Source organism: Rickettsia sp. MAE-05, assembly GCF_057319745.1.
Genome location: NZ_JBLTIO010000002.1, coordinates 430,588 through 451,820, shown reverse-complemented (window position 1 = coordinate 451,820; position 21,233 = coordinate 430,588). Strand labels below are relative to the sequence as shown.

Sequence of the window (21,233 nt, the reverse complement as noted above, 5' to 3'; positions counted from 1 at the left end):
AATGAAAAAATTGTTGTAAATGAAAGCTCAAAATCAAGCGAAAAATAAACAATAATACCGTAAATGAAACTAACAAAATACCAAATATTTAAATTATTATACTCTGCTTCCAAAGTTATTTTAAAATATTGTAGCATTTTCAATTGAAAGTTAAAAATGTATTATACGTTATATCTATTATATTTCAATAATTAGAATAAAATTCTCTCGTAATTATAAGTTAAGATAAATTAACTTATATATTGCTTTTTATTAACTTATTTATTATAATGTCCAACGTTTATGTATATAAAATTTTAATTTAAATTGAGATATTTGTAATGAATAAGTTAACAGAACAAAATTTACTAAAAAAATCAAGATTTTTAAAATATTCTCTTCTGGCCTCTATTTCAGTAGGAGCGGTAATGGCAATGCCTGTTGAAGGAATGGCGATGAGTAAAGAAGCATTTCGCACCGAACTTAGTAAGAGATTATCGATCAGATTGCCACAATCAAACAAAAATAGAGATACGACAAGTACACCGCAGCAGATAGGAACAGTGATTGTACCGGAACCGGAAAGAAACACATATACTTCATCTGAAATAAGAGAAATGGAAATATCTAAGCAATCTAATCCATCTAATTCATTAGATGATATTCCTAATTATATAAAGGTAGCACGTAGTAAGTCTGATGTCGGAAAAGTGAGAAAAGTACGATCACTTACTAGAAGAAAAACATTTGTAGGTGCTAAAAAAGTAGAGCAAAATCAAAATAATTATACTCCTGAACCGACAGAGCAAACGCCTCAAAAACCAGAAATTATAATAACAGCGTCTTCGCCTACTGTTAGCCCAGCTTCAAATGGCTTTGTCACTGCACCTAATACACCAAATACTACTCTGACATCACCGGAACATTATACTACGGCACCTGGTACTCCATCAATACCGGCGACTCCGTATCAGCCTACTCCAGATTCTAAACCAAATGATAATTTGGGAGCTAAGACACCGCCAAACACAAACTCAAAGGCGGTACGAAGATTATCGTTTAGTAGCGAGCCACAACAGACAGTACAACCTAGCACCCAGGCTAAACCTCCAGTTCCTCCAAAACCTCTATTGTTGAGTAGTGCTGGGGTTGCAGCGAAGATGGTAAGCAATATATTACGAGTTAATGAGATGTTAGGAATCAAGTTAGCTGAAGTAGAATCGACAATTAAAAATACCCAAGGCAAAAAAAATAAAAAACCGTTACAACAGCTAAAACAACAGATAGCTTCATCGCAAAAAACAACAGAAAAACTAAAATTAGAAGCTGCAGAGATAGGAATAAAAATAAAAGAATTAGATGAAAAAAATAAGAGTGAATTGGATAAAGATAATGCAAAATTAAAAGAAAATAATAAAAAAATAGATGAACTTCAACAAAAGTTAACAACTAAAAACAACGAAGCAAATAGGTTATCTGAAGAAATAGATATTTCAGTAAATAAGGTAGTTTTAATAAAACCTCAAGTAAAAGCTCCGGTTACGGAAATGACGCCGGCTGGGCCATTCTTAAATCAGCAGCAACAACTAGAGGTGCTTACTCAACAGCAGGAAGTCAATGCTGTTAAACAAGATATTGCTGTAGAAAAACAAAAAAACAGCAACAAGCGGAGGATAAGCAAAGGACTGAAAGAGAAAAGAAAAGAAGAAAATCATCAACAAGAAAAAGCAAGAGATATAGTAAGAATCAGGGAAGATATTGCAAAAAAAATGCAACAAATATCAAATGCTAATACAACATCGAACAGGTTGCAAGAATTAGAATTAAAAGTAGGAGCTATAGAGGATGAAAAGCAAAGACAAGAAGCACAAAAACAATTATCGGAAATAAAGAAGCAAGAAAAAGATATAAAAGCGACGGCAGATGAAGCTCAAAAAATATTGAATGATGCAAAAAAGGAAGCAAGTAGAACAAAGCTAAAAAAACTGCAAGAGCAAATGGACAATCATGTTGCAATGGTAACAAATGATAAGATTGGAGAAAATATAAAAAAACTAGAGGGACTAGCTCTTACTCCGTCAACAGCTTCTTCTGCTGTTACTATTTCTATCCAGTCGCTAACAGCAAAGCCAACCATGCAATTAAGTGATAAGTTTCAGAGAACTTTGCAGGAAGATGAAGATGGGTACTTAGAGCCAATAAAAGTTCAGCAGCAACCTCATACAGTAATGTTGTTGAATCAAGAAGTGGCAGACCCTAAAAGTATGGATTCAGGCTTGGGAAGCTTACCAAGCGGTATTTTAGGTAAAGAAACAGATGAAGATGCTGGATTTGGTCAAGGTTCGGGAAATGGGCATCATAAGGAGCTTATTTTAAGCGTAGATAGTAAATTAATAGAAAAGGCAGCTCAACTTATAAGTGACTTAGATGTAAAAAGAAGTGAAATACTGCAAACAACCAGTCCTTCACAACAAAAATCACTTAATTTAGCTTTACAGGGAATAGAAAATGATTACCAAGAAGCAATTGAAGTCTATCAAGGATTACAACAGGCATTAATAAACAAACCGGAAGATATAAAAGCACATAATGCAAAAGCAGAAAAAAAATTGGACGCTATTAAAAGCAGAGCGGATAAATACTTTAATAATATAGAAACAGATGTAGATATTGGATTTAATCAAGATTGGAGTAATGTGCATACACAAACTGCACAAAGTGATTCAGTATTAAAGATGCAACAGGCACTACTGGAAAAACGTTCAAAAGAAGGTTCAAATCCTAACTTTACAACATATTTAGACCCACAGCCGGGAGAAGAGGGGCTTAAAAGCATTGATTCAGGACTTGGGAGTTTGCCAATCGGTGCTTCGGTAATACCTCAATATGTAGAGGAATTAAATAACCTAGCGTCATTTTCTTCACTAAACCAAATACAGCAAGAAAAGTCCCAGATAATAACATATATGTTATTATCAGAAACATCAGCATTAAGTGATGATGAATTTAGAGCAGTGGCAAATGAAGTTCATCCTAAAATACGACCCATATTAACATATAATAGGCAGAAAGAGAAAGAAGCTAAACTAGTAGAAGCTGAAGCGGCACATAGCCAAGCTGTTCAAAATGCAATAAAAACTCCAAATAGTACTCAAGCAAAAGAGGCAGTAGAAAATGCAGCTAAGTTATTTGGGCAACATAATAATAGCTTTAAATTAACGCAAGACCTTCGTGATGAGCATAGAAAGAAATATTATGAGATGCCTAAAAAAGTGACTGATTCCATTAATAGTTTGGATTTAGCAGTTCTTGCAGAATCGCAACAGTTAAAAGAACCTAGATCAAAAAGTCTAGAAGCTCTTGATTTAGCTGGATCTGTATCATCACAATTAAAGCAAGCAGAATATAAGTCGGTGTTATCACCTTCATCTTCTGTTAACAGCCTGCTTAGCAATGAAGATGAGCAAAACCATGAATTGGAAATACCAAAACTATCGCTTTCCTTTTCATTCGGTAGTCTAAACAGTGATGCAGAATCAAATTTATCTCGTTCACCGTCAATTAAGAGCTTAAATGATTTAAGCAGTTCTAATGTTATAAAATTAGGAAAATTAAAACTTAAACATGAACAAACAATCACTGATATAGAAGCTATTGAAGCACAGTACTCTCTATTACGTAATCAATGTGAAGATGATCCAAAACTTGAGGAATTAGCTATAAAACATTTGGAACTACAGAAAAAACAGTCAAAGTTAGAACAAGATATAAAAGCCATAGATCCTTTATTTCAAGTTGCTGGATATTCAGACACAGGCAGCTCAGAGCTATCACGTTCCCATTCAGTTGGCGACATAAGCGATTTACTTAGCGATACAGAATCAAATCTATCCCGTTCACCTTCAATTAACGGCTTAGAAGATTTAAGCGGTTCTAAAAAGGATAAACCACTAAGGCGTTCAGCTTCAGCTAGTAGCCTAAATATATTTGGTAGTAATGAAGATTTATCATGGGATAATACAGGAGATATAGGAGTAGGTCATAGATATGGAGCTGAGGATAGCTGTCCAACTCCGGACCAATCAAGCTCAAAGATAGCCAATAGTAGTGATAAAAATTCAAGTGAAACTAAATTAGCTCTTCTACGGACATATCAAATGGCAGTAATAGTTAAAAGGCAAGAACTGGAACAATTGCTAAGTACAAGCTCAGGAGCTGCTCAAATCGTTCAGCAGATTGAAGTGCTGAGAGAAGAAGAAGAACTTGTAAGTAAGGTTTTGAGTAGAGCTGAAAAAGACCCGTTAGCATTTGATCAAGCTTTTTCTTTTGAAGAAATAAATAAAGAGCTTAAGAAATACGATGCAGAAATTCCTATATCCTTGGATCCACAATATAATTCAGACGAAGATATTGCAATTTTAGTCAGTAGTTTAGATGAGGTGGTTGAAAAATTCAATCGTGAAATGGATAAAATTCCAGCGTCAGATGGTAAATCAGAATCTACCTTACCTGCAGGCAATGAAGAACAAGAAGACACAGAAGTAACAGAATCTGGTATTCAAAAAGCAGGAGATAAAAGGTTACTTGCACTACCTGTATCAAGTAATGAGTGTGCATTAGCATTAAGTGATGGTAGAGAAAAGGAATGTTTAGCATTAGGCGATGGTAGCGAAGATGAAGAAAGTTATGATTCAGGATTTGAAGAGGAAGAAGAAATAATAGAGCAATTATCCGATTCCGATGGGGGTAACCTTAAAATAACGGAAGTTGATACGGCTATTCCTCTTGAACAGAAAGCAAAAAAAGAAATGCAAACGCAAATTTCAGAAAATGCTCCTACTTTAAATCAAGCGAAAGTTGTTAATACTATTGTAAATAATATGATTCGTAATAGATTAGATGCATCTATGAATATGTCTAATAATATGGTAGCGGTAGGAGCCGGTGATGAAGAAGAATCTCGTATAAAAAGAGGTTTGTGGATGCGTGGTATTTACGGTACTAATAATCATGGACGCGTAGAAAATATGACCGGTTATAGAGGTACTAACAAAGGTGCTACTATTGGGTTTGACGTTGAAATCGACAATAATATTCTAGGTATAGCTTACAGTAATGTTCATTCAGTATTTAAATTTAAAAATAGTAAAAATAATGACAAAGAACTTATTGATAGTCATGTGGTTTCTATTTACGGACAAAAAGAATTACCGAGGAATTTTGCACTACAAGCTTTAGTATCTGCTTCTAAAAACTTTATTAAAGATAAGACAACTTATTCATACGGTGATACTAAAATTAGAAGTAATGTAAAACATCGTAATCATAGTTATAATGCGGAAGCATTACTGAATTATAATTATCTTTTGCAGAACAAGCTTGTTATTACCCCAAATATCGGTTTAAGATACGGGAAGTCACGAGACGGGATATATAATGAAACCGGTATTAACGTACAAGAAATAGCTCTTACAATGAAAGAGAATAATATATTGTCCGGAATTGTCGGTACTAAAGTCAAAGTACCTTTAAAAGATGTTCTAAAATTTAATAATTTAGGTCTAACATTCCAAGGAGCGGTAGAACATAATTTTAAAGAGAAAACCCAAAGAATAAATAGAGTTGTTAAAATATTTGATAATACATTCAAACAGGATTATCTAATACCGAAGCAACCGAAAACATCCTATAATTTAGGAACGGGTATTATAGGTAGTATCAAGAATACTACTATTTCTTTGGATTATAATTATTATCTAAATAAACATTATAGAAGCCATCAAGGTAGTGTTAAGCTTAAGGTAAACCTATAATTTTTATACTTGCAATATTGGCAAAGTTGTTGTATAAAACTTCTAACTTACTGTCATGCCGTAGATTAATTCCATCACTGTCATACCGTGGCTTGTCCACGGTATCCAGAAAAAAACTAAAAATACTAATATTAGTATTTTTAACTGGATTCCGTGAATAAATCACGGAATGACAACAAAAAAAGTGAGCCGGTCGTAGCCACGGTATGACTAATATATCTATTTGCCTACTTTAAAGGCCCCTTCGTCTAGCGGTTAGGACACCACCCTTTCACGGTGGGAACACGGGTTCGAGTCCCGTAGGGGTCACCATTCTATATTTTCCTATAAACTCATTACCTCAAATAATCTAATTTTAAATTCAGAATAAAAATAATAGTTGAAAGTAATAACTTTTAATGGTCGTGCCTCCGTATTGCAGTTTAGAGTAAATAGTCTATAATCCTCAAACAGTAATAAGAGAGAATTATAGTTAAGGAGTTATGGCAAAAATAGATGTTAAGTGTAGATATTGTAACAACACAGAAGAAGTAATAAAGTCAGGATATTCAATTTCAAAACAACAGAGATATCAATGCAAGCGGTGTAATCGATATTTTCAATTGGAGTATATTAATAATGCATCTAAGCCTGGAGTTAAGGAGCAAATAGTAGAAATGTCAATCAACGGCTCTGGAGTTAGAGATACAGTAAGAGTATTAAAAGCGGGTATCAATACAGTTATCCGTGTTTTAAAAAATCTAGTATTAAAAACAATAAATCATTCTATCAGTACAACAGAAGTAATTATTGCTCCTGAGATAGATGAACAATGGTCTTATGTACAGAATGAATCCAGACAACGATGGCTTTGGTATGCCTTGGATAAGATTTCGTTAAAAGTAGTTGCTTATACGTTTGGTACAAGATGTGATAGCACATTAGAATCATTACTGAAAAAACTAGAGAATTTCAAGGTGACTTTTTACTATACAGATGGATGGGGAGTTATGCTAGGTTATTAGACCCTAAAAAGCATATTATCAGTAAAAAATACACTCAACGGATAGAACGAAGTAACTTGAACCTTAGAACGAGATGCAGAGGCTTGCACGTAAGACAATCTGCTTTTCCAAGTCATTGGATATTCATGATAAGGTTATTGGTACTCTTATTGAACGTATAGCTTTTTAATAGGCGTAACTGCAATATGGAGGCATGACCGCCTACATTAACAAGAGAGCCAGCAATATCTTGATGATTCCATTGCAATGCTATTAGAAATATTTTTAGACCTTCCTCTAAATATTTTAGACCCTTAGAAATATCGCCTAAACCTCGGTAAGATCTACCAATATTATTGAGAAAAATAGCAATATTATGGTAATTATTTTGATTCACTACTTGTAACATTTTTAAAGCTGCTTTTTGATATTTCAGACCTTTATAAGCATTGCCTAAGATTCGATAAGCCTTACCAACATTATTAAGGACATTAGCAATAGAAGAGGGATTGCTATTAGATAACTCTTGAAACATATTCAAAGCTTCTTTAAAATATTTTAATGCTTTAGAGATATTGCCTAAACTGATATAAATCTCACCAATATTATTAAGAGAAGTAGCAATATCAGGATGATTGCCATTGTATAAACTTTTCTTCATCTTTAGAGCTTCTTTTAAATATTTTAGACCTTTAGAGATATTACCTAAATTTCGGTAAGCTAAACCGACATTATTAAGGGAGGCAGCAATATCAGGATGATTGCTTTGATACAAATCTTGCGACATTTTTAAAGCTTCTTTTAGGTATTTCAGCTCTTCTTTAGTATCTCCTAATTTTGCATATACTGCTCCAACATTATTGAGAGAGTCAGCAACATAAGGATGATTGCTTTGATATAATTCTTGAAATATTTTTAATGCTTCTTTGTAATATTTTAATGAGTCCTTAAGTTTATATAACACGCTTTCATTATAATTCCCTAACTTTTTATATAAATTTGCTTTTCTAAGTTCATTGATTTTAATATTATCATCGCTTAATATTTTTATTATATGTGAATAAAGTAATTTAGCATTTTCCCAGTCTTCGTTTGGAACAGCTGTTAAATAAGGAAATAAATTATCTAATACTTCTACTAATTTTGTATAAATCTCTTTTTCATCTATTGCATGTTCTTTATATTTATTTATATATTGCTTTGTTATAGACTGCACTAACCTATGTAATTGTAAACCGGCTTGTCCATTTTGATATGTTAAATTCATTAATGATAGTGCTTCTAACCTTTTTATAGCTTCTTGTAGCTTTTCTTCATCTATTAGAAATAATTCTTTGAAAATCTCTATGCTGATAAAATCAGGGTCTAAATATGCCGAATATTGTAATATTTGCCAAGCTGCCGGTGATTTTTCTAATAATTGTAGTAATAAAACGGTTTCTATGTGATCATCTTTGCTATTTTTAAAGTAATTAATATAATCATCTACTTTAAGTAGTTTATTTTCTTTTAAATACGCTACTGCTTTAGATAACCTATAAGGTGATGCAGCATCTTTACTACCAAACTCTTCTACTAATTTATAAATATCTTTCTCGTTTAATCTATTTCCTAAAGATTTTTCTAGATATGATATTGCTTCTTTTTGCTAAAATACTTTAATTCAATATTTAAATCCTTATGTAATTTTAAATCACTATGTAAATTTTTATCTTTAGTAGTAATTATTGCTTGTGCCTTATCGTTAGGTATATTCATTATACTGTTAAGATAAGGCTCTATAACTGCATATTCTTCAACGGTCATGCCTCCATATTGCAGTTACGCCTATTAAAAAGCTATACGTTCAATAAGAGTACCAATAACCTTATCATGAATATCCAATGACTTGGAAAAGCAGATTGTCTTACGTGCAAGCCTCTTGCATCTCGTTCTAAGGTTCAAGTTACTTCGTTCTATCCGTTGAGTGTATTTTTTACTGATAATATGCTTTTTAGGGTCTAATAACCTAGCATAACTCCCCCATCCATCTGTATAGTAAAAAGTCACCTTGAAATTCTCTAGTTTTTTCAGTAATGATTCTAATGTGCTATCACATCTTGTACCAAACGTATAAGCAACTACTTTTAACGAAATCTTATCCAAGGCATACCAAAGCCATCGTTGTCTGGATTTATTCTGTACATAAGACCATTGTTCATCTATCTCAGGAGCAATAATTACTTCTGTTGTACTGATAGAATGATTTATTGTTTTTAATACTAGATTTTTTAAAACACGGATAACTGTATTGATACCCGCTTTTAATACTCTTACTGTATCTCTAACTCCAGAGCCGTTGATTGACATTTCTACTATTTGCTCCTTAACTCCAGGCTTAGATGCATTATTAATATACTCCAATTGAAAATATCGATTACACCGCTTGCATTGATATCTCTGTTGTTTTGAAATTGAATATCCTGACTTTATTACTTCTTCTGTGTTGTTACAATATCTACACTTAACATCTATTTTTGCCATAACTCCTTAACTATAATTCTCTCTTATTACTGTTTGAGGATTATAGACTATTTACTCTAAACTGCAATACGGAGGCACGACCATGTAGGCTTAGCTTATGAAACATTAAGCGATATTAATAAGTCAACGGAACTTTATAAACAAGCTTATTTAATGTTTATGCAAACTTTAGGTTCAAATTATGCTATTACTAAAGAATTAAAAAATTACCTTGAGGAAAAAGCCCCGGAATTTATAAAAAATAACGAAACTAGGGAGTTTATATTACAACGAGGTGATTTTGAGGAAGTTACATTAGAAATTAAACAAAAAATACAAAAAGAGTTTTAAATAAAATATATATTAATGCGGCTAAAGATAAATGGAGTAGTAAGTTCTCAATCTTAGGAAATTGGGGGGTAAAAGGCTATTTAGGCGATAGATATTTAGCAAAACAACTAGGAGCTTTATCTAATATTAAAAATATAGAAATAGCTAAAATGTTATGCTTTGAAGCAATTTGCTTAGGGGCGATTAACAGCCTTAGCAAAAACTTCGCTTGTGTAAAAGAATTCACTAGAGCCTATCCTGAATTAACCAACAAGATAACAAACGAACATCCGGAGTATTTTATTGACGGCTCAATATTACGGGCATGTATTAATGACGAGGAAATCTTAAGGAAATTGCTAGGTAGCGGTTGTGTGGCTATGTAGCTTTATCCTCATCACGAGAAGAATAAGATTTATCCATTAAATTTTTAGCAATGTCGCTTTCTGAAAATTTAGCTGATTGGAAATATTCGGATACAAGTTTTATTACCTCATCACAAAATTCATCTTGTAGCTCTTTAGTTGCAGTTGATTTTTGGTTTTGAATTAACTGTATAGCATCAGATTTTTTATGCTCTAAAAATTCTTCAATTTCTTTAGTTTTTTCTTGAATGATTTTCTTAGTAACTTCATTGCTTTCTTCTATCATTTGAGAGCGTAAAGTTTCTAATTTTTGTATTTGTGCGTTGGTTTGTTCAAAGAGCAAAGCAGCATCTTCTTTTAACTTTTCAGCTTTTAGAACTTTTTCTTGGACTTCTAAAATCTTAGCATCTAAAGAATTTAAAATGGCTTTTTTTGCCGGTCTATAAATTAAATATACAAAAATTATAAAACTAATGGCAAGCCAAAAGCTTTCATCTAGGAAATTCATTGTTTTATTTTTTTACGTTATTGCCTAATTATCAATATCGTCATTGCGAGCGACTGCAAGGAGTGTGGCAATCCAGAAAAATAATAAAAAAATGTTATACATTTTTTTACTGGATTGCTTCGTCAATTATTTCGTAATTTTCCTCGCAATGACGTAGGCTTTTTAAGCTATCTATATCTGCTTTAGCTCCGGCTATTTTTTCAATAATATTAACTGCAAGCTTTATAATTGCTTCGCTTTTATTAGTTCTAAATTGCTTAGCAGCTAAATTTATATCTTCAATATTGTGATTTATAGAGTTTTTTAAATCCTGCTCTAGATTCTTTTTTTTAATTAAAAATTCTGATTCTAAAGAGTCTATTTTTTCTTTTTTTAGCCTATCTATTTCGGTATTTGTTTTGTCTATTTCCTCGTTATAATATTTATTTAGCTTTTCTACTTCTTGGGTTAGCGTATCGGCCCTCGTAATATTATCTTGAATATTTGTCTGTCTATTATTAAAAATTTCTTCGGCTTTTGGAGTGATAAATTTATAAACAAAGATATACAATAAGCCGAAAGTAACGATAAGCCAAAAAATTTGTGAATAATAGGTAGCAATATCAAATTGAGGCATCTTATTTAAAAATGAATTTTAAGAAAAAATAAGTAACATAGCAATTACAAAGGAAAAAAGCCCCATTGCTTCAGCAAGACCTGCACCGATCAGAGCCATTCTTTGTAAGTTTTCTGCAGCTGAAGGGTTTCGTGCTATTGAACTAAGTAGAGAGCTAAATATATTACTAACGCCTAGAGCCGCACCGTACATGCCGATAGCCATAAGCCCTATACCAATAAATTTTAAAGAAACCATATCCATAAAAAACCTAACTTTTAATTAATCAAAAAATAAATATATACTCGCTGAATTTAAAAAATTGGCTTTTTTATTTTTTGCTTTTAATCCTCACGTACTAGTATGTACGCTGCGGTTAAAAGCTTCAAAACGCCTCGCTCTTTTTCAAATTGAGCTTCGTATACCAACTCTTCATTTACTCAAGGTATATAAATTATTACTAACCGAATAGCGAATTATGTAATAATCCGCTATTCGCATCAGTGTAAATTAATAGCATCATTAAGATACATACAAGATAAAATAGTAAAAATATAAGCTTGAAGTATTGCAACAAAAATTTCAAACCCAATTAGTATCACCATAAGAGGGATTGGCAGAAATTTCAAGTAAATCATTAACGAGACGGTAAAACCGGCTATTACTTTTAATAAAACATGTCCCGCCATCATATTAGCGGCGAGTCGCAATGATAAACTAACCGGTCTTGCTAAATATGTAAACAGTTCAATTACTATCATCAATGGTGCTAACCATAAAGGAGTACCGTGTGGTAAAAAAAGAGTTAAAAAACGTAAGCCGTGTTTTACGAAACCGACTATAGCGACCGTTAAAAATACTAGAATTGCTAAGGTAAAAGTAACGATAATATGACTAGTAGCAGTAAAGCTATAAGGCGTCATACCAAGCAAATTACAGAATAAAATAAAAATAAACAAACTAAAAACTAACGGAATAAATTTGCGTCCTTTTACTCCTATATTCTGATTTAACATATCAGCTACAAGATTATAAACTATTTCAGCACTTACTTGTAATCTAGAAGGTACTAATTTCCGGTTATAAAAAGCTAAGTAAAAATAAGTTAAGGCTAAGATGCCGGCAAGTAACATATAGATACTCGAATTAGTAAAGCTGACGTCAAAACCGAACATTTTGATGTCTATCAATTTTTTGATATCAAATTGTGCTAAAGGGCTATGAGTCATTTCCTTACTTTTTATTATTCACTTTTTGCCTTATAATGTTAAAGCCGGCAATCATTCCTATTATTGTAAATATAATAAGAAATAAAGGTTTAGAATTAAAAAACTTATCCGTAAATATTCCAATTACGACACCTACCATTGTACCTGAAACTAAATCTACAGCGATAGTGAACGGGCTAATCTCTTGCTGAATCTTAGAATTAGAAATCTTAGGAGTTTTTAAATCTTTAATTCTCGCTTTGATATCTTTTAGTTTTTCCGTATTCATTAGTTTATCTCCGTCATTGCGAGAAGACGTGGCTCAATTTCACCTCTGTCATCCCGTGGTTAAGCCACGGGATGACAGAGGTGAAATTGAGCCACGTCTTCTCGCAATGACGATCTACTGTCAAAATTACAAACTCATCTCATTTTTTGCTTTTTCTCTCTGCTCCTCTAAAGCTTTATCGACTGCCGTAGAAATACTATCTATACTATAATTTCCGGTTTGTACTCCGTTAACGAAGAAAGAAGGAGTACCTATAAATTTTGGTGCTTTTGCTACAAAATTAGTATTAGCAATTAGCGTTTCAGTAATTTTATCACTATTTAAACATTGCTTATATTCTTCCGGAGGAACACCGCCAAGCTGACCTATATCAGTTAATAATTCTCTGTATTTATTGCTATATGCCCATTTATCTTGTTGTTGTAATATGATATTATGAAACTGTACAAAACTATTTATATCACCTTTGCAGCGGGCTAAAATTGCAGCGTCTAAATCTTGTTTTGTAGCAATAAATTCACGAACCACATATGCAATTTTATTAGTATCGATATATTTTTTCTTAAGTTCCGGAAAAATTGTTTGATGATAATAAGCACAATGCGGACAGGTAGGAGAAAAATACTCGACTACTATAACATTTGATTTTTTGTTACCGAGAACCATATCATTATCATCAACTTTAAAAGTAACTTTAACAGGTTTTATTTCAGGATTTTTTTGTTCTTGTGAAGTCGGCGTTGATACTTCATCAGTCTGATTATTATCGTTATCAGGAACTATTGATTCAGCCGTGTTTTCAGAATTTACTGTTTCTTGATTTATTTCTTGAGAAGTGTTGTTGTTTTGCAGAGTTTCCTGCTCTATTATTTGTTTCTCTTCTTGATTCTTATTTTGTGTTTTTTCTTCTGAACAACTACTCAAAAATAATAAAAATATCGGTACGATAAAAATACTTCGCATAACTTTCCCTTAACTATTAACTTTCTCTACAATAAAAGCGTATCAATTTTATTTCAATAAAAATATCTACTTTATAATAGAAGCAAAATGTGCTATGCTATAGAAAATAATAGTCTAACATTAAGTTCTTAGGCACTAAAACCACTACGGAGGAATTAATAATGGCAAATACAACACAATCCGAAAATAAAACCGAACAAAAATCCGAGTTTAAAATAGGGCAGAGAATTGTCTATCCTGCACATGGAGTTGGTGAAATAACAAATATTGAATATCATACTATTGCAGGTACTGAAATTAAAGTATATGTAATTTCCTTTTCGCAAGATAAAATGACATTAAAAGTGCCTGTTAGTAGAGCTGCGGTTGTTGGTCTTAGAGCGGTTGCAAGCAGAAAAGATTTAGATGTCATATATTCAACTCTTCAAGGTAAACCAAAACAAGGAAATAGAATGTGGAGTAGAAGAGCCCAAGAATATGAAGGCAAAATTAACTCAGGTAATATTGTAGCCATAGCCGAAGTATTACGGGACTTACATAAAAATGTTGATAATGATCGTTCTTACAGTGAAAGAACACTCTACGAATCAGCTTTAAATAGACTCGCAGGCGAGCTTGCTATCCTTGAAAACATCCACCCAACTGAAGCAATTAATAAGTTAGTTGAAGTATTACGTGAAAAATTAGTAGCCTAAATACCAAATCGTCATTGCGAGGAAATTTACAATAGTAAATTGTACGTTCGCAATCTCAGGATATTTGATGAGATTGCCACGCAGCCATGGCTGCGGTCTTGTTGCATGGCTTGAAAAACACGCTCGGTGTCATTCCTGCGAAAGCAGGAATCCATCATAAAGCGAGATAACCTCAGCTTTTAATTTCAAAAATTTGTTATATGTATGCTTTTTTTTGGATTCCTGCTTTCGCAGGAATGACATAAAGAGCATTACCGGTCCACACGCGGGCAATGCCATGCGGGAATAACATAATGCAACAAAGCAGACTTGACCACGAACATTTTAATTACCCTACTAACAGATAGTTCACCCGAAATTTCTCAAGGGATGCAGTAACTACATAGTCAACAAATTCTTTTAACAATTTGGGATCAGTTACTTCCTGTCCTTTATCGTCACGAGCAGTTAAAAGTTTTGAATTAATTTTTTCAAGAACGCCTTTCTTAATATCATCAATATTATGCGTACCATCTAACATTTCTAAAATATATTTTTCATGTATCGGTATACCTACCATATCGTTAAGTCTATTAGTGACGCTAAACACGCTAGTTACATTATTAAAATGTGCTTGTTTTGCTTGGTATCTTGCAAATTCGCTAGTTTTGGGTTTTTCGGTGATAGTTGCTATAGCATGCGGTTTGGTCTCAAATATTTTTAGATAACCTTGAAAAATGAATGTGATAAAATGCTGTTCTAATGCTGCTAAGAAATCTTGTAATTGATATTTACCAAGCTTTTTAAAAGCTTCTTTTGCTACTTGTTCTAAGCTTATCGGATTGCTAATATTTTCAGCATATACATATAAAATAGCTTTCATAATCGGTGAAGTGGTTGAAATAAAAGGATCAGGTAAATTTTCGTAATAGAAGCTAATATTTTCCTGTTCGTTAGTTAAATCAACATCTTTTTCTAGAGTTACCGGTCTAATATTAAGGCTAGTATAAAACCCTTTTAAATTATTAAATTCAATTTTTCTGTTTATAGGTATGTTTTGATGACATAATAATGTCGAGCGGAATTTTCTATTAGTGATAAAATCCATATATTGCTCTGTACGAACAATATCGTTAACAGCTTGTAGTTGTTCTGCTGCTTTAGCCGGTAAATTACCGATAAACATTGCAGTAAGCGACGTATCACCTAAGTAATTTAGATTATTGTTTTGAGCTTTTTCTATGAATTGGTGAAAATATGTACCTGTATTAATTTCGCCTAAATATTCATGTAATACATACGAGTCCGTATATGCGGATAATAATTTTGTTTCATCTCGTAGGAAATTAGAATAAGGAGTTGTAGAACTTTCTAATGAGTCATTGATAAACTTTAAAAGTAATCTAGCTTGCTGTAATTTATCGTGGCTAGTATTAAATAGCTCTGAATGGAACATCATCATTTCGCGTATTGTTCTCTGCATATTCCAGCCAGGCAGCGTATTATAGCTTACGAAAGCGATACCGTTTGGATTTAGCAGTTTATTACAGACTTCAAGTATTTTATCTTGTACTTCTTTAGGCACCCACGAATATACGCCGTGACAAACTATATAATCAAACTTACCGTATGACTCATCAAGGTCCAATATAGATAATGCCTTTAGCTCTGCATTTTTTATTTTCAAATCACTGATAATTTTTTTACCTAATTCTATTTGTGTTTTGGATAAGTCAACACCTAGAGATTGTGATTTAGGATATGTTTCAGCAAAGTTAAGCAGATTAACACCAACTCCACAACCGATATCAAGTACTTTAGCAGTTTCAAGAGGCGGAGGGTTTAGTCCAAATAGCTTACCGATAGTTCTTAAATACGGTGGGGAGGTATAACTGAAAGTAAATGGAGAGTAAGGTACTTCATCGTAGGATATTTTATTAGCTTGTTTTGTCATATATTTTTCTTAAATAAAAAAATAATTCTAAGGAGTTTTAAAAGATTAAGCAATAGATTTTACATACAAAAACTTTTAAATTTAGTTTGCTGTTTTTATATTTTATGACTATACTCTAAGTACTATATAACCTATATTTAGTAGTCATATAGTATTAAGATAAATATTAATTGTATTTATATTATGAAAAATAGTAATGTTCAAATATCTGCTACTGAGTTTAAAAAGCATTTCTTAAATCTAGTTGATCAAGTTAAAAGTAAACATAATTCTTTTATTATTACAAAAAGAAAATTGCCGGTTGCTAAGGTAGTGCCTCTAGATACTTATACCAAAGAAAATAAAAAAAGTTATTTTGGTTGTTTAAGAGGTACTGTTAAAATTAATGATGATATAGTAAATTTTTCTTGTGAATCTGACTGGGAAGTAAATAATGACTGATATTGAAGCTAGTAACCAAGATGGGTTGATTTTAGATACTCATATATTAATTTGGTATGTAGAAGGAATTAGATTATCTGAAGCACAAATCAATTTAATAGATAAAATAAGAGAGCAAAATAAGCTATATATATCTGCTATATCTATATGGGAAATAGTAATGCTTGAAAATAAAGGTAAAATAGCATTTTCAATTGAGTTAAATGATTGGATTGATAAGTTACTATCTATACCTGGCTTAAATTTAATTGACCTGTCGGTTTCAATTTTAATACAAAGCTGCCTCTTACCTCATTATGAACATAAAGACCCGGCAGATAGATTTATTATAGCAGCTACTAGAACTACTAATGCGTGTTTATTTACTTTTGATCAAAGAATTATAGAATATGCCAATTTAGGTTATTTAAAAATAATCCAAGCTAAATAATTATAACTTAAACAATTGTGCTTTACTTGCAAAATTTCCTATTCCCTCTAAATCGGTAGCGGTAACCCATAGCTGCATGTTTAAACCGGTAAAAAATTCGATTAAATACCCTCGTCTTTTGTCGTCTAAATGCACAAAGACTTCGTCTAAAAGTAAAATCGGTGCTATTTTAGTTAGCTTTATAGCATAATTCATTTCAGCAAGGATTATCGCAATTAATATAGCTTTCTGCTCACCTGTAGAACAAAATTTTGCTAAGATATTTTTCTTTTGATGCTTTACTAAAAAGTCGCTTTTATGAACTCCAAAGCTAGTACGACCAAGTAGTTTATCTTTGCTTCTTGTTTGATAAAGTTCTGCAGTAATAAAATTAACAATATTTTCTTCGCCGTCTAATATTTTTTGTTCAACAATGCCGTCAATCGATAAATCGGCTTTTGGAAACTCATTTTCAAGTTCATCTATTGCTTGCTGCATAAATTCTAAGGTTTTTAAGCGATTATTAGCAATATGACTAGACATATCAGCCATTTTTTCTTCTATGATTTTCAGCCAATTATCATCTCTTATATCTTCTGCTAGAATTTTATTTCTCTCATACATGTAATATTCATATTTACTCACTAATTCTGCATGCTTTGAATCAAAATTATAAACTATTCTATCAAGAAATTTTCTTCTATCACTACTACCGCTTGTAAAGATTCCTTCCATTTGCGGAGTCAGCCATACCATGCTGGTAAATTTACTTAACTCATTATTGGCTATTTTACTTTCGTTATACTCGGTTATTCTTCTATTAGAGCTACGTTTAAATTGTGTGGTAAATTCTGCAAGCCCTAATTTGCTTTGCAATAGAGCTTTAACTAGACACTGATCTTCTGAAGCTTTGCATATATCGGCAAGTTTAGCTGACCGAAGTCCTCTACCTGGATAAAACAACGATATAGCTTCTAAAATATTAGTTTTACCGCTACCGTTTTCACCTATTAAAATTATGGGGGTATTATCTGTTTTTAATTCAAGATTTTTAAAATTACGATAATTTTCAAGGCTTAAGGAATGTAGGAAGATATTTTTCATTTTATGAAAGAGAATAATAGTTAATGATGCGTTGTATTTATACTTCGAGTAAATGAAGAGTTGGTATACGAAGGTCAATTTCAAAAAGAGCAAGGAGTTCACAAGGCGAGGAACGGAAGCCGTTACTTAATACGTGAGTACCGCAGATCTTGTAGAACGACGTAGTCAATTTTTGAAATTCACCGAGTATATATACCGTCTAGAAATTGCCATAGTAGTTTTGCACCTTTTATCGCTCCTTGATATACTAATTTTTGTTCTTTTGAGCTTAAATTATTAATCAAATTTGCACATTCTTGTGTATGCCATTGATCAACTTTACTATGAACAATGAAAAATTGTAAAGTTCTGTAATCTGAAATTCCATAAAATTTTTGTAATCCTTGAATTTTAGAGTCAGATACTTCAGGAGTTTGACGCTCATAAGCATAAAGCGCTCCAAGACCTATAGAAAAAGATTGCTCTGTTAATTTAAAATAACCTTGAACAAGTTTTTGAGTTGAGTTTAATTTAGGTTCTGAAGTGAGCTGGCTTCTTAAACATCCAAGCCCTTCAGCAAAACGTTTCCATAGTTCCGGGTGATTTTCTTCACCTTGCTCTTCTTCTATAAGATTACCAAGTAATATTTGCCTAGCTTGTATATCACTACATTTGGAATGTATTGCACTTATATAACGTGGGAAAGCTGTAACGTGATGATAATATTCTTTTGCGTAAATTTGTAAAGTATAATGAGTAAGTTTCCCCATATTCCATAATTGATAAAATGGATGATTTAAAAGGTTATATTGTTCAAGATCTATATTAAGCTGTTCTAAAAATTTCATCTTACCTCTTTATTTAATGAATTTGTAAATTTGATAATCATTTGTCTTGTCTATTATTATCGAATGCCATCCTGCTAGAAAATCAATAGGGAAAAAAGCATATCCATCATAATTTTTATTTATTTTTGTAAGTAAAAATTCATCAATAAGATTTTGCTCTAGGAAAAGAGTCGCTATTTCTGCCCCTCCAACCATAAAAATTTTCTTATCAGTAAAAGGTTTTATTACCCGCCAAAAATCATCTAAAGATTTAATAAAAAATATATTATTATAAGATTGTAATGGTGTATTTCTTGAAAAAACAATACAAATACAATTTTTTAAAATCTTTGCAGGTATAGAGTCAAAGGTTTTTCGTCCCATGACTATAATATTATTTTTTACCGTCTGATAAAAATATTCAAACTCCTTAGTATAAGACCAAGGCATCTGACCTTTATTACCTATCACCCCTTGTGGGTCACATGCCATTATACCAATGATTTTTCTATTTTTCATGAGATGAATATTTAATCATATGGTTTGCTACAAAAAATCTTTGATGCTCTACAACATTATGCACTCGTAAATAATCAGCTCCATGCTCTGTTAAATATTTTGATATTGCTATTGTTTCTAAATCTCTTTCTGATGCTTTGGAATTATAAAAAGCAGAAATATAAGATTTTCGTGAGTGTCCTACCAATATCTCACATCCTAGATTTTTAAATTTTTTAATATGTTGTAATATATATAAATTTTGATAAACGGATTTTCCAAAACCAATTCCAGGATCAAGAATAATATTTTTTCTATCAAATCCACATTTTTCTAATCTTGTTATTTCTTGCTCTGCCCATATATTTAAGCTAGCAAGCGGATAGTTATCGAAATCAAGACATTTTTGTTTTTGCGGTGGAACGGTTAATGAGTGCATAGTAATAATTTTACAATTATAATCGGCAATTAATCGTAATGTATAATTATCTAGATTATTTTTAACCAAATTTATACAGGAAATAGGGTATTTTTAAAACATTTTTAATTACTTCAGGAGTAAAACTATCAATACTGACTATAACTTCTTTTTCCTTTATAACTTCCCTAAGCTCTTCAAGAACATTCCCAAGCCTTGCATATTCTTCGTCTTCAGTAATAATTAAAGCAGAAGGACGTGTTGATTGTGATCCAAGCTCAATTATTGTAGCCCCTTCATTTATCAAGCGTACAAAATTTCTAACGGCATCTTCTTTATGAAAATTTAATCCTCCATCAGAAAAAGAATCAGGAGTAATATTTAAAATACCGACAAATTGAGGATTTAAAACAAGAGAGCGTATAACTCCTTGATTCTCAATTAAATGTGCTATTTCTGCAAAGGTTTTATTGTTGTAAAAATTATTAGTCGGACATGTATAACGACATTCCAAACTTAAACCTGCAATTAGATGAATAAGAAACGGTCTGTTTAATAATTCAGGATGCGGTATTTTTAAATCAGGCAAATCTATATGGCAATTACTCCAAAGTAGGATATCTAAGTCAATAACTCTTGGAGACCATTTATCGTAAGAACTTGCTCGACCTAGTTGTTTTTCAATCTTTTTAAGCTCAATTAGAAGTTTACTGGGCGTTAAAGTACTTTTACCCTGCACCACCATATTTAAATATGACTTATTCCAAGCTTTATCGGCATTAGGTGGTAGAATAACTTGTGTTTCAAAAATAATAGATTGCTTAAGCAATATAAAACCACAGCTTTTTAGTAAATTTAGAGCTTTTTTAATATTTAAAAGTCTATTACCTAAATTACTGCCTATAGAAATATAAATCATAGTATACTCGCTGAATCCCCCAAAATTGGCTTCGTCGCTTTGTAAGTCCTCCGGTCCTCACGTATTATTATACGCTCCGTTCCTCGTCTTGTTGATTCCTTGCTCTTTTTCAAATTAAACTTTGTATATCTTCTCCTGAATAAGAAAAAGAAACTCCGCCATGCATTCCTGAAACCGGTGATTTTAATTTAGTAACGGTTACGTTTAGAAAAATCTTTTCTAATTTAGATTCGATAAAATTTTGATAAATAATATCATATATTTGTGCGGCTAAATACTCGATAAGATTAAAGTGATTTTCTTGAGAAAGTTTTTGTACTAGTCGTACGATTTCTGCATAACAAACAGTATCGTTTATATTATCCGTTACAGTAGCAGGCGGGGGAGTTGATAGAAAGAGTTGTATGTTAATTTTTACAGGTTGAGCGTGGTGTTTTTCTTGAGTACTGCAGCCAAGATGTACCCAAGTTATTAG

Annotated in this window: 22 protein-coding genes, 1 tRNA gene and 2 pseudogenes; 8 read left to right on the top strand and 17 right to left on the bottom strand. The window is 32.0% G+C overall.

Annotated elements, in window-relative coordinates:
* Window positions 1-320: 320 nt before the first annotated feature.
* The 3 genes and pseudogenes from ACNFN7_RS05945 (at window position 321) to ACNFN7_RS05935 (ending at window position 6,957) form a co-directional block, all read left to right on the top strand.
* Window positions 321-5,792 carry an autotransporter domain-containing protein gene (locus ACNFN7_RS05945; protein WP_485441216.1) on the top strand — a complete coding sequence of 1,824 codons (5,472 nt, stop codon included), beginning with the start codon at window positions 321-323 and terminating at the stop codon, window positions 5,790-5,792.
* 237 nt (window positions 5,793-6,029) lie between these two features.
* Window positions 6,030-6,104, top strand: a tRNA-Glu gene (locus ACNFN7_RS05940).
* A 170-nt stretch (window positions 6,105-6,274) separates the two neighbouring features.
* Window positions 6,275-6,957, top strand: a pseudogene (locus tag ACNFN7_RS05935) (IS1 family transposase).
* Here ACNFN7_RS05935 and ACNFN7_RS05930 read toward each other — a convergent pair.
* The 4 genes and pseudogenes from ACNFN7_RS05930 to ACNFN7_RS05915 all read right to left on the bottom strand — a co-directional run bounded on the left by ACNFN7_RS05930 (window position 6,909) and on the right by ACNFN7_RS05915 (window position 9,298).
* Window positions 6,909-7,562: a tetratricopeptide repeat protein gene (locus tag ACNFN7_RS05930; RefSeq protein ID WP_485441253.1), complete on the bottom strand. Its 654-nt coding sequence runs from the start codon at window positions 7,560-7,562 to the stop codon at window positions 6,909-6,911. The pseudogene ACNFN7_RS05935 and the gene ACNFN7_RS05930 sit on opposite strands and share 49 nt — an antisense overlap.
* Window positions 7,563-7,613: 51 nt before the next feature.
* A pseudogene (locus ACNFN7_RS05925) lies at window positions 7,614-7,796 on the bottom strand (tetratricopeptide repeat protein); the annotation flags it as partial.
* Window positions 7,797-8,398: 602 nt separating this feature from the next.
* Window positions 8,399-8,581, bottom strand: coding sequence for a hypothetical protein (locus tag ACNFN7_RS05920; RefSeq protein ID WP_485441215.1), 183 nt, complete (start codon window positions 8,579-8,581; stop codon window positions 8,399-8,401).
* A gap of 24 nt (window positions 8,582-8,605) precedes the next feature.
* Complete coding sequence (locus tag ACNFN7_RS05915; protein ID WP_485440450.1) at window positions 8,606-9,298, bottom strand: IS1 family transposase; 693 nt, start codon at window positions 9,296-9,298, stop codon at window positions 8,606-8,608.
* A 153-nt stretch (window positions 9,299-9,451) separates the two neighbouring features.
* Here ACNFN7_RS05915 and ACNFN7_RS05910 point away from each other — a divergent pair, with 153 nt between their 5' ends.
* Both ACNFN7_RS05910 and ACNFN7_RS05905 read left to right on the top strand, forming a co-directional pair.
* On the top strand, window positions 9,452-9,628 hold the full coding sequence (locus ACNFN7_RS05910; RefSeq protein ID WP_485441214.1) for a hypothetical protein: 177 nt from the start codon (window positions 9,452-9,454) through the stop codon (window positions 9,626-9,628).
* Between the two features lie 149 nt (window positions 9,629-9,777).
* A complete protein-coding gene (locus tag ACNFN7_RS05905; protein ID WP_485441213.1) occupies window positions 9,778-9,993 on the top strand; it encodes a hypothetical protein in 216 nt (71 codons plus the stop codon).
* Here the strand turns inward: ACNFN7_RS05905 and ACNFN7_RS05900 are convergent.
* The 6 genes from ACNFN7_RS05900 to ACNFN7_RS05875 all read right to left on the bottom strand — a co-directional run bounded on the left by ACNFN7_RS05900 (window position 9,986) and on the right by ACNFN7_RS05875 (window position 13,535).
* Window positions 9,986-10,480: a F0F1 ATP synthase subunit B gene (locus ACNFN7_RS05900; RefSeq protein ID WP_485441212.1), complete on the bottom strand. Its 495-nt coding sequence runs from the start codon at window positions 10,478-10,480 to the stop codon at window positions 9,986-9,988. The genes ACNFN7_RS05905 and ACNFN7_RS05900 overlap by 8 nt on opposite strands.
* 106 nt (window positions 10,481-10,586) lie before the next feature.
* Window positions 10,587-11,096: a F0F1 ATP synthase subunit B family protein gene (locus ACNFN7_RS05895; RefSeq protein WP_485441211.1), complete on the bottom strand. Its 510-nt coding sequence runs from the start codon at window positions 11,094-11,096 to the stop codon at window positions 10,587-10,589.
* 18 nt (window positions 11,097-11,114) lie between these two features.
* Window positions 11,115-11,339 carry a F0F1 ATP synthase subunit C gene (locus ACNFN7_RS05890; RefSeq protein WP_010420727.1) on the bottom strand — a complete coding sequence of 75 codons (225 nt, stop codon included), beginning with the start codon at window positions 11,337-11,339 and terminating at the stop codon, window positions 11,115-11,117.
* Between the two features lie 236 nt (window positions 11,340-11,575).
* Window positions 11,576-12,304 carry a F0F1 ATP synthase subunit A gene (locus ACNFN7_RS05885; RefSeq protein WP_485441210.1) on the bottom strand — a complete coding sequence of 243 codons (729 nt, stop codon included), beginning with the start codon at window positions 12,302-12,304 and terminating at the stop codon, window positions 11,576-11,578.
* A gap of 4 nt (window positions 12,305-12,308) precedes the next feature.
* Entirely contained in the window at window positions 12,309-12,572 is a 264-nt protein-coding gene (locus ACNFN7_RS05880) for an AtpZ/AtpI family protein (protein WP_485441209.1), read from the bottom strand.
* Between the two features lie 126 nt (window positions 12,573-12,698).
* Window positions 12,699-13,535: a DsbA family protein gene (locus tag ACNFN7_RS05875; protein ID WP_485441208.1), complete on the bottom strand. Its 837-nt coding sequence runs from the start codon at window positions 13,533-13,535 to the stop codon at window positions 12,699-12,701.
* 161 nt (window positions 13,536-13,696) lie between these two features.
* Here ACNFN7_RS05875 and ACNFN7_RS05870 point away from each other — a divergent pair, with 161 nt between their 5' ends.
* Window positions 13,697-14,230 (top strand): CarD family transcriptional regulator, encoded by a 534-nt coding sequence (locus ACNFN7_RS05870; RefSeq protein WP_011270389.1) that lies wholly within the window; start codon window positions 13,697-13,699, stop codon window positions 14,228-14,230.
* A gap of 328 nt (window positions 14,231-14,558) precedes the next feature.
* Here the strand turns inward: ACNFN7_RS05870 and ACNFN7_RS05865 are convergent, their stop codons facing one another.
* Window positions 14,559-16,163, bottom strand: coding sequence for a class I SAM-dependent methyltransferase (locus tag ACNFN7_RS05865; protein WP_485441207.1), 1,605 nt, complete (start codon window positions 16,161-16,163; stop codon window positions 14,559-14,561).
* A 183-nt stretch (window positions 16,164-16,346) separates the two neighbouring features.
* On the opposite strand from ACNFN7_RS05865, the gene ACNFN7_RS05860 reads away from it, so the two are divergent.
* Together ACNFN7_RS05860 and ACNFN7_RS05855 are read left to right on the top strand one after the other, a co-directional pair.
* Window positions 16,347-16,604 carry a type II toxin-antitoxin system Phd/YefM family antitoxin gene (locus ACNFN7_RS05860; RefSeq protein ID WP_410526718.1) on the top strand — a complete coding sequence of 86 codons (258 nt, stop codon included), beginning with the start codon at window positions 16,347-16,349 and terminating at the stop codon, window positions 16,602-16,604.
* Entirely contained in the window at window positions 16,597-17,034 is a 438-nt protein-coding gene (locus tag ACNFN7_RS05855; RefSeq protein ID WP_485441206.1) for a type II toxin-antitoxin system VapC family toxin, read from the top strand. Before ACNFN7_RS05860 ends, ACNFN7_RS05855 begins: the two co-directional genes overlap by 8 nt.
* Here the strand turns inward: ACNFN7_RS05855 and recF are convergent, their stop codons facing one another.
* The 6 genes from recF to ACNFN7_RS05825 all read right to left on the bottom strand — a co-directional run bounded on the left by recF (window position 17,035) and on the right by ACNFN7_RS05825 (window position 21,230).
* Window positions 17,035-18,117, bottom strand: a complete 1,083-nt coding sequence (recF, locus tag ACNFN7_RS05850) for a DNA replication/repair protein RecF (protein ID WP_485441205.1) — start codon at window positions 18,115-18,117, stop codon at window positions 17,035-17,037.
* Between the two features lie 179 nt (window positions 18,118-18,296).
* Complete coding sequence (locus ACNFN7_RS05845) at window positions 18,297-18,944, bottom strand: CADD family putative folate metabolism protein (protein ID WP_485441204.1); 648 nt, start codon at window positions 18,942-18,944, stop codon at window positions 18,297-18,299.
* 9 nt (window positions 18,945-18,953) lie between these two features.
* Window positions 18,954-19,442 carry a dihydrofolate reductase gene (locus ACNFN7_RS05840; protein ID WP_485441203.1) on the bottom strand — a complete coding sequence of 163 codons (489 nt, stop codon included), beginning with the start codon at window positions 19,440-19,442 and terminating at the stop codon, window positions 18,954-18,956.
* Window positions 19,432-19,929 carry a dihydropteroate synthase gene (locus tag ACNFN7_RS05835; RefSeq protein WP_485441202.1) on the bottom strand — a complete coding sequence of 166 codons (498 nt, stop codon included), beginning with the start codon at window positions 19,927-19,929 and terminating at the stop codon, window positions 19,432-19,434. The genes ACNFN7_RS05840 and ACNFN7_RS05835 overlap by 11 nt, the downstream gene beginning before the upstream one ends.
* On the bottom strand, window positions 19,922-20,758 hold the full coding sequence (gene folK, locus ACNFN7_RS05830) for a 2-amino-4-hydroxy-6-hydroxymethyldihydropteridine diphosphokinase (RefSeq protein WP_485441201.1): 837 nt from the start codon (window positions 20,756-20,758) through the stop codon (window positions 19,922-19,924). The genes ACNFN7_RS05835 and folK overlap by 8 nt, the downstream gene beginning before the upstream one ends.
* A 109-nt stretch (window positions 20,759-20,867) precedes the next feature.
* A complete protein-coding gene (locus ACNFN7_RS05825) occupies window positions 20,868-21,230 on the bottom strand; it encodes a dihydroneopterin aldolase (RefSeq protein WP_485441252.1) in 363 nt (120 codons plus the stop codon).
* Window positions 21,231-21,233: the final 3 nt, after the last annotated feature.